The sequence below is a fragment of the Bilifractor sp. LCP21S3_F8 genome (assembly GCF_052117805.1).
Taxonomy (GTDB): domain Bacteria; phylum Bacillota; class Clostridia; order Lachnospirales; family Lachnospiraceae; genus Bilifractor.
Genome location: NZ_JBQKIK010000016.1, coordinates 40,723 through 57,556 on the forward strand (window position 1 = coordinate 40,723; position 16,834 = coordinate 57,556).

Annotated in this window: 14 protein-coding genes; 11 read left to right on the forward strand and 3 right to left on the reverse strand. The window is 51.9% G+C overall.

Annotated elements, in window-relative coordinates:
* The first annotated feature begins 295 nt into the window (after nt 1-295).
* Entirely contained in the window at nt 296-1,417 is a 1,122-nt protein-coding gene (locus tag ACTQ3A_RS08660; RefSeq protein WP_441494616.1) for an alkaline phosphatase family protein, read from the forward strand.
* Between the two features lie 251 nt (nt 1,418-1,668).
* Nucleotides 1,669-3,195 (forward strand): PucR family transcriptional regulator, encoded by a 1,527-nt coding sequence (locus ACTQ3A_RS08665; protein ID WP_441494617.1) that lies wholly within the window; start codon nt 1,669-1,671, stop codon nt 3,193-3,195.
* A gap of 146 nt (nt 3,196-3,341) precedes the next feature.
* Here the strand turns inward: ACTQ3A_RS08665 and ACTQ3A_RS08670 are convergent, their stop codons facing one another.
* The 3 genes from ACTQ3A_RS08670 to ACTQ3A_RS08680 form a co-directional block, all read right to left on the reverse strand.
* Nucleotides 3,342-4,787: a C39 family peptidase gene (locus ACTQ3A_RS08670; RefSeq protein WP_441494618.1), complete on the reverse strand. Its 1,446-nt coding sequence runs from the start codon at nt 4,785-4,787 to the stop codon at nt 3,342-3,344.
* A gap of 189 nt (nt 4,788-4,976) precedes the next feature.
* Nucleotides 4,977-5,174 carry a hypothetical protein gene (locus ACTQ3A_RS08675; RefSeq protein WP_441494619.1) on the reverse strand — a complete coding sequence of 66 codons (198 nt, stop codon included), beginning with the start codon at nt 5,172-5,174 and terminating at the stop codon, nt 4,977-4,979.
* A gap of 146 nt (nt 5,175-5,320) precedes the next feature.
* Complete coding sequence (locus ACTQ3A_RS08680; protein WP_441494620.1) at nt 5,321-5,755, reverse strand: hypothetical protein; 435 nt, start codon at nt 5,753-5,755, stop codon at nt 5,321-5,323.
* Nucleotides 5,756-6,205: 450 nt separating this feature from the next.
* On the opposite strand from ACTQ3A_RS08680, the gene ACTQ3A_RS08685 reads away from it, so the two are divergent.
* The 9 genes from ACTQ3A_RS08685 to pth all read left to right on the forward strand — a co-directional run bounded on the left by ACTQ3A_RS08685 (nt 6,206) and on the right by pth (nt 16,816).
* On the forward strand, nt 6,206-7,888 hold the full coding sequence (locus ACTQ3A_RS08685; RefSeq protein WP_441476205.1) for a phospho-sugar mutase: 1,683 nt from the start codon (nt 6,206-6,208) through the stop codon (nt 7,886-7,888).
* Between the two features lie 790 nt (nt 7,889-8,678).
* Nucleotides 8,679-9,473 carry a carbon-nitrogen hydrolase family protein gene (locus ACTQ3A_RS08690; RefSeq protein WP_441494621.1) on the forward strand — a complete coding sequence of 265 codons (795 nt, stop codon included), beginning with the start codon at nt 8,679-8,681 and terminating at the stop codon, nt 9,471-9,473.
* 405 nt (nt 9,474-9,878) lie between these two features.
* Complete coding sequence (locus tag ACTQ3A_RS08695; protein ID WP_441495294.1) at nt 9,879-10,349, forward strand: hypothetical protein; 471 nt, start codon at nt 9,879-9,881, stop codon at nt 10,347-10,349.
* Nucleotides 10,346-11,284: a 1-phosphofructokinase family hexose kinase gene (locus ACTQ3A_RS08700; RefSeq protein ID WP_441494623.1), complete on the forward strand. Its 939-nt coding sequence runs from the start codon at nt 10,346-10,348 to the stop codon at nt 11,282-11,284. Before ACTQ3A_RS08695 ends, ACTQ3A_RS08700 begins: the two co-directional genes overlap by 4 nt.
* A gap of 30 nt (nt 11,285-11,314) precedes the next feature.
* On the forward strand, nt 11,315-12,553 hold the full coding sequence (locus ACTQ3A_RS08705) for an NADase-type glycan-binding domain-containing protein (protein WP_441494624.1): 1,239 nt from the start codon (nt 11,315-11,317) through the stop codon (nt 12,551-12,553).
* A gap of 210 nt (nt 12,554-12,763) precedes the next feature.
* Complete coding sequence (locus ACTQ3A_RS08710; protein WP_441100523.1) at nt 12,764-13,003, forward strand: polya polymerase; 240 nt, start codon at nt 12,764-12,766, stop codon at nt 13,001-13,003.
* A 500-nt stretch (nt 13,004-13,503) separates the two neighbouring features.
* Nucleotides 13,504-14,655, forward strand: a complete 1,152-nt coding sequence (locus ACTQ3A_RS08715) for a CobW family GTP-binding protein (protein ID WP_441494625.1) — start codon at nt 13,504-13,506, stop codon at nt 14,653-14,655.
* A gap of 210 nt (nt 14,656-14,865) precedes the next feature.
* Complete coding sequence (locus ACTQ3A_RS08720) at nt 14,866-15,822, forward strand: TIGR03943 family putative permease subunit (protein ID WP_441494626.1); 957 nt, start codon at nt 14,866-14,868, stop codon at nt 15,820-15,822.
* 415 nt (nt 15,823-16,237) lie between these two features.
* The gene (pth, locus tag ACTQ3A_RS08725) at nt 16,238-16,816 is read left to right on the forward strand and encodes an aminoacyl-tRNA hydrolase (protein ID WP_441494627.1); all 579 of its coding nucleotides are present in this window, start codon (nt 16,238-16,240) and stop codon (nt 16,814-16,816) included.
* Nucleotides 16,817-16,834 lie beyond the last annotated feature (18 nt).

Genomic DNA, 16,834 nt, shown 5'->3' on the forward strand with positions numbered 1-16,834 from the left:
TATAGAGGGTTTCGTGTTAAAATAACAGGAAAAGTTACTGTCTGCGTTTTCGAAGAGCTTATACAGTAACTATCATACGATAAGTCGTGCCACATACTGTATAAGTCCCCGCGTCACTTCGCTGCTTCGCAGCTTCCGTGCCGCTAACAGGTATGAGCATTCCCGCGTTGCTTCGCACCGCTCCATGCTCATACCTGTTGTCGTCGCTAATGTTCTTGCCCACTGGTGAGCAAGCTTCCCGTGGGCCAAGAACATTGCGACTGGACTTATACAGTAACAGGTTGAGAGGAGCAGCATGAGCAGCGAGATCAGATATCCGGATTATGACAGGAGCCTTCTGGCATTGACAGCTTCCGTTCTGAAATATTACGGAGTCTGTGATTATGGACATACCACACTGCCGGAGATGGATTCGCTTCTGGGGCAGGGCGCGGACCGCGTGATTGTGATTGTTCTGTCCGGAATGGGAACCGCAAATCTGAACCGGCATCTGTCGGAGACGGATTTTCTTCGGGCAAATAAAGTGTGTGATCTGTCGGCAGTTTTTCCTTCGTCGACAGCCGCGGCATGCGCCACGCTGCAGAGCGGGAAATCGCCGCTGGAGCATTCGTGGCTTGGAAAAGACCTTTATTTTCCCGAGGTGGATCGAAACATCTCGCTTTTTTGCAATCGGGTGCAGGGGACGCGGAAGAAGGCAGCAAACTATAATGTTCCGCTGAAGTATATTTCGTATCGACCATTATCAGACAGGATTCGCGAGGCGGATTCCCTGGTGGAGACGCATTTTCTCTCACACCGCGAGGGTGAAAGAGTCTGGAGCTTCCGTCAGGCGATGCAGCGGATCCGGAAAATCGCTTCGGGTTCCGGGAAGAAATATATCTGTCTGTTCTGGGATGAACCGGATCTGGAGATGCATACCTTCGGCGCCGCATCCGGAAAGGCACACAACCGGATGCGGTTTCTGAACCGCGAGATCGAAAAGCTCTCCGGAGATCTGTCAGATTCGCTGGTGGTTGTCACCTCGGATCACGGAATGATCGATACGCACTGGATTTATCTGGAGGATTACCCGCATCTTGCCGGACTTCTGGAGAGAGCTCCTTCCGTAGAGCCGCGTGCGGCGGCCCTGTATATCAGGCAGGGGAGGAAGCTGGAATTCGAGGAGGTTTTCCGCGATCTGTTCGGAAGTGATTTTCTTCTCCTGAGCCGGGAAGAGGTTCTGGACAGAGGACTGCTCGGATCCGGGCACCCCGGAGAGAAGACGTACGGTGCCATCGGGGACTATCTGGCGGTTGCCGCCGGAGACGTGAGCCTCGGATGGAAGCACAGGAAGCGGGAGAAGAAGAAGATCGGAAGTTATGCGGGACTGACCGCAGAGGAGATGACGGTTCCCTTCATTGCTTGCACAAAAAAATAAAACTTACAGATAAAATAGCGTGTCCGAAGGGGCACGCTATTGGTCGTCATTGCACAAAATGCCAGAAGGGAGTAATATTTTATCTATTAAAATACAGAAAATCTAAGTAACTGTATAAGCTATGGATTGCTCCGTGCTTCGCACCCCCGCAATTCTACAGGTGACCGACTTTGGCGGTCTGTGTTTTCGAAGAACTTATACAGCAGCCAAGATACCGCGCAAGCGGGCGAGGCGTAGATGGAGCAGAAAAAATGAAATTAAGTATGTGGATGATTGCCAACCGTCTGGCACCGCTTATGGATATCCGGACAGAGATTCATAAGGATGCCAGGCCGATTCTGAGCAGCGCGCGGCTGGCTTATGCAACGAACTGTGTGCATGTGTATGCGGAAAAGGATTATGTCGTCTATGAGGGCGAGGATGGGGACCGTATCCAGATCTATAATCTGAGTGTTCTGGAGGCGTTTGAGATCCTTCAGGGCGTATTTGACTATTATCAGGACTGGGAGGCCAGGGTAGAGGAGGATGTCCGCAAAGGGAACTACAGGGACATCATCGAGCAGACGGAGTTTATCTTCCGGAATCCGATTCTGATACAGGACGGGAATACCAAGGTTCTGGCCATGAGTCATGTGGACAGGCTGGAATCGATGGATTCCGAGTGGCAGTACATCGCGCGCTACGGCTATTCATCTCTCAACAGTATCTATCAGATTGAGTATGAGAATCTGGAGCCGGAGAACCGGGAAAGCTGTTCGGTTTTTCACTGGAAGCAGAAGGTGGAGAATTCGTTTCACGGCATTTCCAAGGCACTGTATATCGGCAATACAGAGTGCGGAAGGATTTCCGTCGTCGAGCGCGGACACGCGGTGAATGCGGGAGATGTGCAGCTTCTGGACAGGCTTGGGCAGATCCTTCAGCCGTATATCGGCATCGCGATGCAGAATCAGGTGAGGCCCGAGAATCCGCTGTATGATTATCTTTTTGAACATTCAGGGGATAAGGAGAAGGTTCTGCGTCAGCTCGCCCATTTTGGCTGGAGTGAAGATGAGAACTTTGAGATTGCACTGCTGGATCCGGAGGGAATGGACAATGGGATGAATCCCACAAAGGCCAGAAACGTCATCGAGCATGCGATCATGCATAATTTTTCGGGATGCTTTGTGCTCCAGAAATCGCCGTATGTGATTATTCTGACCAACCGGAATCTCTATCGGGATCGCGTCTTTCAGACCTTTCTGGTGTCGTTTACCGAGCAGAATTCCGTGTACAGCAGCTTCAGTCTGCAGGTGCGCGGCATAGAGAACATCCCGTCCCTGTACAGGCAGGCCGTGTACGCTCTGGAGGCAGGAAAAAGGGATGAGAGACTGATGGAGGAGGATGAGCTTCTCCGGCACATCTTCCGGTTTGGAAGCTATGCCAGCCGGTTTATCATCGAGACACCGGCCATGCAGGACAAGATCTGTGCCTGCCATCCGGCGGTGGTTCGCCTGTGGGAGCAGAAGGTGCGAAAGGGAAAAACCGAGCCATACGACACGCTGAAGACATTTCTGGAAAGTGAACGCTCCATTCAGCGAACCGCTACCGAGATGTACGCCCATCGGAATACCATCACCTACCGGCTGGGAAAGATTCAGAGCATCCTGAAGGAGGATCTGGATGATCCGGAACTCCGGATGTATCTACTGCTCAGCATGATGATTCTGGAGATGCAGCAGAGCCGGGAAGAAGCAGGGGAGAACAAGGAAAAATTAACGGAGGGGCAGAATAAGAATTGAGGTACTTCCGCAAATAAACAAGGTTTGTGAAAGTGCGGGGCACGGAGCAATCCGCAGCTTATACAGTGTGTGTCACAATATATCGAATGTGACACGGCTTATCATATGGCCGTTTACTGTATATAACGGAAAGGAAGGATGAGGAATCAGGAACCGGACTCCCCGCCGGCTGCGTTTCCGGTGGCTGCGGAGGCATCCTGAGATGGCGCTGAATAATCTGCGCCGCCTGTGCTTTCTGTGGCGCCTGTCCCTGCTGAAGCTCCGCCACCGGTCTCAGCAGAGGCACCGCCGCCGGTCTCTGCCGCGGCACCGCTGCCTGCTCCTGCCGTGGCACCGCCGTCAGTTCCGGCACTGCCTGCAGTTCCTGCCGTGACACCGCTGCCTGTTTCGCCGGAAACCCCGTCTCCGGTTCCTGTATTCGTTCCGGAATTACCGCCGGACGGAGAGGCTGCCTGTCCTGAATCACCGCTGCCGGAGGATTGCTGATTTCCGGAGTCGGAAGCATTCTGTGAATTCGCGGAAGAGCCACTCGAGGATCCTCCGGATGAGGAAGAACCATCGTATGTGGATGTACCCCCGGATACAGCTGGAGAAGTCTCATACCAGGTTCCTCCGGGCTGATTGCCATAGGACTGATACTGGTTGTAGTAGTAGTCTGAGGTATTTTGGCGGCTGCTGATAATATCGTCGATATTGTCGGGCGCGTCGGAGCCGGAAGAACCCTTGCTGTCGGAGTCCGATTTTGAAGTGTCCAGATCGGTTTTCTTTACGCCGTTTTTGTTCATCAGAACGACGGAGTACATACCGGTTTCGTTGAAATAGGATTCATACGCGTTGGCATCCCGGACCACAATTCCGGAGAGGGGATCGCTGATCACGACGGTTCCGGCATCCTGGTCATAGCCGGCCAGAACCATGCAGTGCTCGTTCTGATACCAGGTATAGGTGTATCCGTCGTATTCATAGGACTGCGATGTGATCAGGGGATCCGACATATACATCGTGCCCCAGATGATGACGGGATAGCCTGCCGCCACGACCTTGCACAGATCGGACAGAGAGGTGCCCGAGGTGTTGATGGCCGCGATGTCAAGATTTTTTTCCTTGATGTACTTCTCGGCGGCGTTCACAATCCCTCCCGCAAATACGCCGGCTCCGCTTTCTGTGTGGGGATCACCTGCGTACTGGTAAGCAAGATTGTCGCCGTATTCCAGATAATTATCGGCAATTTCTGTTTTCTGAAGGTCACATCCAAGGGAATTCAGAGCGATTGTAAGAGCAACGGATTCGCAGCCGGTGGGAAGCTCGGGATTCTGCAGAATCTCGGGAACATCGAGGACCACATTGCTGTCGGTGAGATCTGAGGACAGGATAGAAGCAAGAATTGTATCCGCGGAGTCGACGGACCAGTCTGCGTCGGAGACCAGATCCGCATCCGCTGCAGTATCATCAGAATTCGCGTCAACTGCCGCGGGAGATAACTGTGTCTGGGCACTGACCTCGGTGGAAGATGAGGAGCCGCATCCGGCAAGCATCGCCGTGGCAAGAGCGGGTACTAGTAGTAAAGATAAGATTCGGTAATTGTTTTTCATAATTTTCGCCTTTTCCCTTCCTCAGCTGTGCTGAATGGAAGGATTTATGCATGACCTTCGTAAGATGCGCTGTATCGAAGGACTTTCTTCCGCGAAAGACCCTTCTTCTCATCAGTGTCAGTATTCATTAACGAAAAGAATTCTAGCACAAACGAGGCGTGAGAAAAAGCGAAAATGTTGTGAACAATGTCAGAGATTCCAGATGATGGTGAACAGTACCACCAGAAATGAGAGGCAGGACAGACGCACCATAATTGATATTCTCTTCTGCGGGGACAGCTTTTTGGAGGAGAAGATATGGAACCTCCGTATTGTGTCAGTGGTAGTATCTGTACTGTTTATAATTGTATTTGAAGTATTCGAAATGGTATTCGTAGTCGCATTCATAGTAACACCTCCTGCTATCTTTACGATAGTGTAAGGTGTTGTGCGAATCTATCACCGGACAGCTAAATGTGCGTTAAAGGGAGGTTAATTTCAGACCTGTACAAGGTAATTTGAAAGAAATATGAGGCGGGATTCTTACTGCTCTGTCAGCCGGGAAGCTGGGACGCGTACTTCTCGTAGAGTTCGGAAAGCCGGTCATATTCTTCGGTACTGAGATTCTCTTTTGCGTACTGCATCAGCCCGTTGTAGTCGCGGTTCTGGATGTAGGAGCCTGCGGCAGCAATGGTGGACGGCGTCAAGTGGTTCTGCAGAATCTGTGCGGCCTCTTCCTTGTCAGAATCGGAGATGGAGCCAATCGCCTGCTGAACGGCAGAGGCGTCCGGGGTGTTTCCGGCAGCCTCAAGGATCTGCTGTGTGATGGTATCGCTGAGTTTATCCGTGATCGCGTCCGCGGCCAGCTTCTGAACGTGGCTGCGGTTCACATAGAGAACAGCAGCGGCGACAATGAGCAGCAGAACAAGTGTGAGCAGAACGTTTCCGAATATATGAGAACGGCGTCTGCGCCGGTGGTATCTTGACATAGTATTCCTCCTTTAATAAATTAAATTGTAACACAAAAACGCCGAAGCGACTCTGACTCACTTCGACGTCTTTTCTTTAAATGAGGGGGGAGATGTGACAGCCGGTATGTCTATCAGCTGTCTGACTTATACATTACGGGATAATTGTGTCGAAAGTGTGGACTTGAGGTAAAAGAATTCTAAAAAACCGGGGCGGATCGCTCCCCTGCGGGTAACTGTCCATTACCCCTGCCAGTAACTGCCCATTCCTTGACAAGCTATACGAAATTCAGTAAAATTATTTTGCATGAAAAGCACGAAAATACGTGCCTGCTTCAAAACCGATTTGTTGGTTTTGCCAGTAAAGACGGAGGCGCTCCGACAGGATAGTCAGAACGGGAGTCCCCTGTTTTCGGGCGGCAGCCGACCCATGCAAATATCCGGAATGATAAGGAAGAACGGAGGAATCAAATGTATCAGGACGATTACAAACGCTGGTTAAATGCGGATCTCATTGATTTTGATCTGAAGAAGGAACTTCGTGATATTGAGGGCGATGACGAGGCGATCAAGGACCGCTTTGCGGTGAAATTGCAGTTCGGAACGGCAGGACTTCGCGGAACGCTCGGCGCCGGCACAAACCGGATGAACATTTGGGTTGTAAGACAGGCCACCCAGGGTGTGGCGGACTGGGTGAAGACCCAGGGCGGAACGCAGACCGTGGCAATCAGCTATGACAGCCGTCTGAAGGGATGGAATTTTGCAAGAGATGCGGCGGGCGTGCTCGCGGCAAACGGAATCAAGGTGCGCATCTACGATGAGCTGATGCCGGTTCCGGCACTGAGTTTTGCGACCAGATACTACAAGTGCAACGCCGGCATCATGGTGACAGCTTCTCATAACCCGGCAAAGTATAACGGATATAAGGCTTACGGACCGGACGGATGCCAGATGACCGATGACGCGGCTGCTGTTGTATATGATTCGATTCAGAAGACCGATGTGCTGACAGGCGCAAAGTACATGTCCTTCGCGGAGGGCGTTGAGAAGGGGCTGATTCAGTTCGTCGGCGACGACTGCAAGGAAGCATTATATGCCGCGATCGAGGCGAGACAGGTCAGACCGGGCCTTGCAAAGACCGCAGGACTGAAGCTTGTGTATTCCCCGCTTAACGGAACCGGACTCGTACCGGTTACCCGCGTGCTGCAGGATATCGGAATCACGGATATCACGATTGTTCCGGAGCAGGAGTACCCGAACGGATATTTCACAACCGCTCCATATCCGAACCCGGAGATTTTCGAGGCGCTGAAATACGGACTTGAGCTTGCGAAGAAGACCGGTGCGGATCTGATGCTGGCGACAGATCCTGACGCGGACCGTGTCGGCATTGCCATGAAGTGTCCGGACGGCTCATATGAGCTGGTATCCGGAAATGAGATGGGTGTGCTTCTGCTGGATTACATCTGCGCCGGACGCATCGAGAAGGGAACCATGCCGAAGAACCCGGTGGCGGTGAAGTCCATCGTATCGACTCCGCTGGCGGATCTTGTGGCAAAGCATTACGGCGTGGAGTTGAGACATACGCTGACCGGCTTCAAGTGGATCGGCGATCAGATCGCGCAGCTGGAAGCTGCCGGAGAAGTGGATCGCTTTATCTTCGGATTTGAGGAGAGCTACGGTTATCTCGCCGGCCCGTATGTACGCGACAAGGATGCCATCATCGGATCCATGCTGATCTGCGAGATGGCGGCGTACTACAGAAGCATCGGTTCCTCGATCAAGCAGCGTCTGGAGGAGATCTACAAGGAGTACGGCCGTTACCTGAACAAGGTGGACAGCTTCGAGTTCCCGGGACTTTCCGGAATGGACAAGATGGCGGGAATCATGGCGGAGCTTCGCCAGAATCCTCCGGCAGACTTCGCGGGCAGGAAGGTGGTAAGCGTCACCGATTATGAGGAGCCTGAGAAGACCGGTCTTCCGAAGGCCAATGTACTGATCTACGGTCTCGAGGACGGCGCATCCGTTGTTGTGCGTCCTTCCGGCACGGAGCCGAAGATCAAGGCGTATTATACGACAAAGGGAAAGGATCTTGCGGAGGCCGAGGCCGAGAAGGAAGAACTCGCGGCAGCGCTGAAGCCGATCTTTGAGTAAGCAAGACAAAGTGCGTACGAAATACGTTGAGGACAGATAAATTCTCAGAAAATCAGTACAAGAAAAAATGCGGTCATATGACCGCATTTTTTCTTGTACTGACGGCGTAAAGACGGCAGTATGATATCTGACAGGATGATTAAAACTCATCAAAACTCATCAAAACAAAAGAAGAGCTTGTCGGGCGGCGGAAATCAAGAAAATGCGAGAATCGTCGCCTGAGAGAGAGTAGCCGAGCGACGGAAATGAAGAAAAGGCTGAAAGCTTCGCATGAGCCAGAACGGCCGGGCGACGGAAATGAAGAAAAGGCGGAATTCTTCGCTTGAGACAGCATGGACAGGCGAAAGAAATCTAGAATTTGCAGGTTACATGCAGTCATAGGTCTGGTTCCGGATATACATCTCGAATCGCGGAAGAACAAATGAATGATATCGGGATGATATCTGGTTTATCTTGTTGTATTTGCGATTATTTGTTATATCTTTTATTAAGGAAGAAAGAAAAAGTCATGTAAGCCGTTGAAGAGGGCGGCCGCACAGGCTACAATGAATAAGGAAATAATAAATCCACAAGCATCCGGTTGAGTTTGTGTCGAAATCATTAGGCAAGTAAAAGAACCGTTAGGCAGAAGAATCGCAGGGCAAAAGAATCGCAAAGCAGAAGAACAGCAAACAGAAGTACAGCAGAGCAAAGGAACCACAAACGGCTATATGATTCATTATGGCGCCATACTGCCACATACTGCCGTATACTGCGTCAGAAGCGTTATAAGCGAAACAGGAGGACATCGATGAGGATTGCGCAGATTCAATCGCATGTGTACAAAAACAAACAGGAAAATCTGGACATGCTGGCGGAGAAGCTGAACGGACTCGACGGGGAAGCGGTTGATCTGGTGGCGGTCGGAGAGATGTTCACGACGCCCTATGAGACCTCCTGCTTTCCGGGATACGCGGAGCCGGAAGGCGGCGAAAGCTGGAAACAGCTTTCCAATATGGCGAGAGAGCATCGGATCTATCTGTCTGCCGGGTCCATCCCGGAGGTGGACGCAGAGGGCCGCGTATACAACACGGCCTATGTGTTTGACCGGGAGGGAAGACAGATCGCAAAGCACAGAAAGGCGCATCTGTTTGATATCAATGTAGAGGGCGGGCAGCATTTTCGGGAATCGGATACACTGACAGCTGGAAAGGGGGCGACCGTCTTCGACACGGAGTTCTGCAGGATGGGGATCTGTATCTGCTTTGACTGCAGGTTTCCGGAGATGGTGCGCGAGATGGTCCTGTCCGGCGCGAAGGTGGTGCTGGTTCCGGCATCCTTCAATATGACCACGGGTCCTGCGCACTGGGAGCTGATGTTCCGTTCGCGGGCGGTCGACAACCAGTGCTATATGGTCGGGACATCGGACGCCAGAGATCCATCCTTTTCCTACGTGTCCTGGGGACATTCCATGGTGGTTTCACCGTGGGGAGATGTCGTGGCAGAGATGGATGAAAAGGAGGGCGTGCAGATCACGAATCTGGACCTGCCGCTGGTGGACAAGGTGCGCCGGGAGCTTCCGCTGCTGCAGTCACTCAGAAGCTGACAATTTCAAAGAAGCTTGAAGTTTTATGCCGTGACCGTTTATTCGGTTAATGCTTTCTGCAGTCACTCAGGGGCTGACGACTTCGACGAAAATAAAATTTTCAGACCAGATTCAGACGATATATAGTAAACCCCCATACGATAAGTCGTGCCACATACTGTATAAAGCCAGCTGCTCCGTTGCTTCGCAACTCTCGCAGTTGCCACATGTATTCGCATTCTCGCGGTGTTTCACACCGCTCCATGCTCATACATGTTAGCGTCGTTCAAGCATGCAGTTTCCTGTGCATGCTCTGCATGCCCAAAAACTGCTCGCTTGACGACGGCTTTATACAGTAAGATAATAACAGAACACTATGCCCAGCGGATGGTGCATCAGAATATGAATAACGCAGCTGTCATATGTATGATCAGGAAGGAATCAGATATGGAAATTTCCAGCGCAGTATATATTTTCCTTGAGGACAAGAAACGAATCGATAAGTTCGGACCGGAGGACGGACATCCGGCGATGACCGGCCTGAACATCCTGCACTTTCTGCAGGAGCGGCTTCGGAACGATGAGATGGAGAAGTTCGCAGAGATCGTCCAGGGGTGTCAGTTCATTCCCTATGATGAGACACAGACGGACGCGAGAACGGACCGGTCGGGCGATATCCTGGGGCTTCTCTGGAGAAAGGGCTCGATGAAGCTGTATAACAGCGAGGACTACGCAGATGTCGTGGACTATGTGTACATCATCGATCTGGACAGCCGATACCTTCGGATTATCAATAACTATGAATACACCATTCCATTCGATGAGATGGAAACGCTGTCGGACGATGATTATCTGGAGAAGATCGCGGCGTATGAGGGAGACGAGGAGCAATCATGATCGCAACAGTAACGATGAATCCCTGTATCGACAAAACCCTCACCATCCGTGGATTTTCCTACGGCGGGCTGAACCGCGTACAGACGAAGCGGTCAGATTTTTCCGGAAAAGGAATTAACGTCTCCATCGTGCTGAACCAGCTTGGAATTCCGGTGCGGACCTTCGGTATCAATTACACGAAGAACGGGCAGGACTTTTCGAAGGGGCTGGAGGCGCTCGGTATTCATTATGAGGCATATATGGCGGAGGGAGCGGTCCGGGAAAATATCAAGGTGATGAACGAGGAAGACCGTGTCACGACCGAGCTGAATCAGAAGGGAGATCCGCTGGACGCGAAAACCATACGGGCGTTCACGGATCAGCTGATGGAGCAGCTGTCGGATCCGGAGATCGACATGGCAGTGATCACCGGAAGCGTACCGCAGGGTGTGCCAGCCTCATTTTACAGAGACCTGACCGCTGCGTGCAGGAGGATCGGGAAAAAGGTGATTCTGGACGCGGAAGGAGAGCTTTTTCTGGAGGGGATTCAGGCCTGTCCCGATGTAATCAAGCCGAATCTCTATGAGTTTGAGACGGCATTCGGCCTGGAGAATCCGGGCCGGGAGGAGATCCTGCGAAAGGCTGGAGAAATCATCGATGGAGGGGTCGGGATCATCTGTCTGTCCATGGGAGCGGAGGGTGCCATGATCGTCGGCCGTGAGGGGGCGTGGATCTGTCCGCCGGACAGGATAGACGTCAGAAGCACACAGGGAGCCGGAGATTCCATGGTGGCCGGAATGTGCGTGGCGATGGAGAAAGGCCTCCCGCTTTCGGAGATTCTCCGATACGGAGTGATTGCGGCGAACGGGTCGCTGATCCGGGAAGGCACGCAGCTTTGCACAAGAGAGAATTTTGAAAGGTTCCGGAAGGAAGTCCGGGTCTTCAGAGCAGATTGACTAAGAAAAAACTGGAGGGACTGGAAGTTTATGAGATGTCCATATTGTGGTGAACAAAATCCGGATACTGCGAGGCGATGTTCCCGCTGCGGCAGACGGCTGGATAAGGTTCGGGTAAAAAAGAGAGAGCGCCAGCTTCTGCTTATGGGAATTATCCTGATTCTGGTGATTCTTGCCGCGGGAATCGGCGCGATGTTCGGCATATCGAAATTCCTGAAAGACGGACAGAACAATTCTCCGCAGAAGGTCACGATTAAGGCAACGCCGACTCCGGAGGAGGAATCGGTCACAAGTTCCTCGTCTTCGGTTTCTGTCTCTTCCACCTCAGAGCCGTCTGTGACGCCGGGGGCAGAGGAGGACAAGCTGACAGCCTCCATTGTGGACGCAAGCCGTCAGTCGCAGATTGATCTGCTCGGGTATTCACAGGTAACCGTGGCGAGCGCCGATGCGACATCGACGATTTCGCAGGCGGGAATCGACAACACACCGCATGTTCTGTACGATGGATCGAAGGACAGCAGCTGGCAGGAAGGAGTGGACGGGTCCGGGATCGGTGAGAGTGTCACCTATCATCTGGATCAGGTCTGCAAGGTGAGATTCCTTGTGCTGCGCCTCGGAAACTGGTACGGCTCGGATGACAATTACACCATGAACAACCGTCCGAAGACGATGACCTTCGAGTTCGGCGATCAGAGCGTTCAGGTCACCTTCCCGGACGAGAAGAAGGAATTCTGTGTGGAACTCTCGAAGGATGTCGAGACATCCGAGATCAAGATGACCATCGACGAGGTGTATAAGGGAACGGATTATGATGATACCTGCATCAACGAGGTTGACGTCTACGGAGTTCCGACCGGAGAGACAGCGGCGGGAGCGGGAACGGATACAAACGGTGCGGCAGGTACAGGGACACAGTCTGCCGGAGCCTCAGGATCCGGTACCGATGCTTCCGCATCCGGAACCGCGGGAACAGCAGGCGGCGCAGCTGGCGGAGCAGACGGAAATGGAAGTACAGGAGCAGGAAACACAGCCGGTGGAACCGGAACCTACGGCGCAGGAACGAACGGTACGGATGTCTACGGAGGTGCAGGAAGCTACGGCGGAACAGACAGCAGCACATATGGCAGCGGCAATGCCGGCGGCAGCTACGGCAGCGGCAATGCTGACGGCACCTATAACAGCGGTTACGGAGCAGGAGCCGGCTACGGGGACGGCACGTACGGTGGGACTGCGAACTACGGACAGACGAATAATTATAATGGATATTAAAAACTGCCTTCAATTCGTACAGAATTCATGGTATGATGAAATTTGTCCGGAGGACATCGGGCTGAATGAGTTTTAATTCATACAGAATTCATGGCGCGTTGATATTTGTCTGAAGGACATCGGGCAGGATGAGTTTTTGTCCAGAGAATAAGAGGACAGGATCATCAGAAGAAGGTAAGCAGTAGAGAACAGTATTGGAGGTGTACAACAATGAAACTGCAGAACATTAAGGATGTAGACGGGTTTTTCAAGGTGATTGATAATTGCAAGGGCCGCGTAGAGCTGGTTACCGCAGAGGGCGACAGACTGAACCTCAAATCCAAGCTCAGCCAGTACGTATCACTGGCAAATATCTTCTCAAACGAGGCAGCAATTCCGGAGCTGGAGATCGTAGCTTCCGAGCCGGAAGATATCAAGGCACTGATGGATTTCATGATTCAGGGCAACTGATGTGTGACTGAATCTGTGTCAGCTGACAGAAGTTGTTTGGCTGAAGCGGAAATATGTCAATTGAATAGAGAGAGGATAACCGCCGGGCAGATGCAGAAATGCATTTTTGCAGGCGGTTATTTTTGCGGATAATAATGCAGAGAAGTGGGCAATATTGGAATACTAATAAACAGACGATTTATAACACCTTTTGATATGATATTTTGGCGCATATTACACTTGTAATGATTCTCATTTCCTATAAAATATTACTAATCTGTTGCTTATTATCTCAAATGCTGTGCTGTAGTTTTGAGGTGATAGGAATAGAATGAAGATTTTAACCAAATTTTCACTCGGTCATTCTTTTTCTTTGGCATCCATCGAATTTCCCGATCGCAGGGAAGTGGAATTGACATTTTCTGGGATTGCAGTATAATGATAAAGCTACGCAATAGAATAGTGCACAACCTAATCAGCCACTGACAGCGGCGGTTCACAGAACAGGAGAGTGATTTTATATGACAAAGATAGATATTATTTCAGGTTTTTTGGGTGCAGGCAAGACTACGCTGATCAAGAAGCTTCTTGCGGATGCCCTGAAGGGACAGCAGGTGGTTCTGATTGAGAACGAGTTCGGTGAAATCGGAATCGACGGCGGTTTCCTGAAGGACGCGGGTATTGAAATCAAGGAGATGAATTCCGGATGCATCTGCTGCTCCCTGGTCGGCGATTTCGGCGTTGCGCTGAAGGAGGTCGTTGACAAGTATCATCCGGACCGCGTGATCATTGAGCCCTCCGGTGTCGGTAAGCTTTCGGATGTCATCCGTGCAGTCGAGAAGAATGCCGGAGCCGCGGACCTTGAACTGAACAGTGCGACGACGGTTGTCGATGTCACAAAGGCAAAGATGTATCTGAAGAACTTCGGCGAGTTTTTCAAGAATCAGGTCGAGGCTGCCGGCACGATCATCCTGAGCCGCATGGATACACCGAAGGCGACAGACGCGAAGGTTGAGGAAGCGCTGGCTCTGATCCGCGAGCTGAATCCGAAGGCAACGGTCATCACCACACCGGTAGAGCAGCTCAGCGGCAAAAAGGTTCTGGATACCATGGAGGGCGTGAAGATTGATCTCTCGCTCGTTGAGGATGATGACGAGGACGAAGAGGAGCACGAGCATCATCATCACGATCACGATGAAGATGAGCATGACCACTGCGGGCACCATCATGGCGATCACGACGGGGATGAGCATGACCACTGCGGGCACCATCATGGCGATCACGACGAGGATGAGCATGACCACTGTGATCACCACCATGATCATGATGAGGAGGGTCATGAGCACCATCATGATCACTGCGGATGCGGCCATCACCACCATCATCATCACGATGCTGATGAGGTCTTCACCAGCTGGGGGCAGGAGACGATCCGGAAGTACACCAGCGATGAGATCAGCAGTATTCTTAAGGCTCTTTCCGCGGACAATACCTATGGAACAATTCTGCGTGCAAAGGGCATGGTAGAGGGAACCGACGGAAAGTGGATTTATTTTGACATGGTTCCGGAAGAGGCAGACGTCCGCGAAGGCGCACCGGAGTATACCGGCCGTCTGTGCGTGATCGGATCCGATCTGAAGGAAGACAAGCTGAAGGAGCTCTTCAAGCTCTGATCCGTGTCCAAAGTATGCGAAGCGGCGCATGGACGTGGATGAATGCCGAAACAAACTCAGTTTTTCCTTATCGGGCAGGCAATATTGGGTTGTACCCGGATCGGGCAGGCAATATAGGATTGCACCCGGATCTGGCAGCCGATAGGGAGATACGAAAACAGATGGAGATTTGTGATACATACATTACATATAGTATAGAAAGTTAAAACTATGGATGAGAATGAAATCGAAGTCCCGATTTATCTGATCACGGGATTTCTGGAAAGTGGAAAGACATCTTTCCTGAATTTTACGATTGCCCAGGATTATTTCCAGATCGACGGGCCGACCCTTCTGATCAATACAGAGGAAGGGGAAGAGGAATACGATGAAAAGGAACTGCTGAAGTACAATACAGTGATCGAGACGATCGATGAACAAGAGCAGTTCAGCTATGAGAACCTTCGGGCGTTTCAGAGAAAATACAGCCCGGAGCGTGTGATTATCGAATTCAACCCGCTGTGGAGCGTGGACAAGCTCTGGCAGATGCGGCTTCCCAGGGGATGGGGCATTGTACAGCAGATCGTGATAGTGGATGCGTCTACCTTCCAGGTCTATCAGACCAACATGAAGTCTCTGTTCGCGGAGATGAGTCGGCAGGCGGATATGGTGCTGTTTAATCGCTGCAAGAGAGACATGCCGCTCTCCAATTTCCGCCGGAGCTTTAAGGTAGTGAATCCGGGCTGTGATGTGCAGTTCCTGGATGTGGACGGACAGCCGGTGGATATCTTTGAGGATTCGGTTCCCTATGATCTGGATCAGGATATTATCGATATTGATGATGTGGACTACGGAATATTCTTCGTGGATCTTCAGGATAATCCGGATCGCTACAAGGGGAAAAAAGTACGCTTCAAGGGCATGGTGCTGAAGAGCCGGGAGGCCGGAGCGGACTTCTTCATGCCGGCGCGCACGGCGATGACGTGCTGCGCGGCGGATATGCAGTACATCGGCTATCTGTGTCACAGTAAGAACGCCGCGAAGCTGACCGAGGGAAGCTGGGTGCAGCTGACGGCGAGGGTCGATTATAAGTTCGTACCGATGGCGCAGGAAGAGGAGCCGGTATTCCAGGCGATCACGATCAAGGCCGCGGAGCCGCCGGCAGTCGAGACGGTGTATTTCAACTAAAGGCCGCGGAGCCGCCGGCAGTCGAGACGGTGTATTTCAACTAAAGGCCGCGAAGCGGCCGGCAGTCTGGACGGTGTATTTCAACTAGCAGAAAGCCGCGGAGCAGCCGGCAACCTGGACGTTGTATTTAACTAACAGAGAGCGGCCGGCAGCCTGGATGGTGTATTTTGATCAAGGCTGCGGAGTCATTGGCAGCATAGGAAGAGCATTGACATGAGCTCTCAGCTGTCTGTGTGATCCGATGAAACAGAACAGCTTACAGACATGAACCGGGGACCCGCTTCTGGCGGGCTGCCGGCTGTGTCTGTATTGTGAAGAAACAGGGAGAAAATCATGTATCTGACAGCAGGGCTGGGAAATTCGGCGAGAAAATCATGTATCTGACAGCAGGGCTGGGAAATTCGGGGAGAAAATTATGTATCTGATAGCAGGACTGGGAAATCCAGGAAGAAAATATGACGGTACGAAGCACAATATGGGTTTTGACGTCATCACCGAGCTGGCGGACCGTTATAATGTGCCGTCCTCAGGGCTTTCGATGAAGGCTATGTACGGCAAGGCCGTGATTGGCGGAGAAAAGGCAATCCTGATCAAGCCTCTTACCTATATGAATCTGTCCGGTGAGGCCATACAGGAGTATGTGCATTACTACAAAATTGATCCGGAGACACAGCTGATCGTCATATATGATGACATCGATCTGGAGCCCGGTCAGCTTCGAATCCGGAAGAAGGGGAGCGCCGGGGGGCATAATGGCATGAAGAACATCATTCAGTGTCTCGGAACCGACCGGTTCGCGCGAATCCGTGTGGGGATCGGCGCAAAGCCGGAGCACTGGGATCTGGCGGATTACGTTCTGGCTCCGTTTCCCGGAGCGGTGAGAGAGACGGTTGATGCGTCGATCCGGGATGCCGCGGATGCGGTCGAGATGATTCTGCAGGGCGATATTGACAAGGCCATGGGGACATACAATCAGAACCGCAGGAACAAATGAATGGAGAAAAGAGAAAGA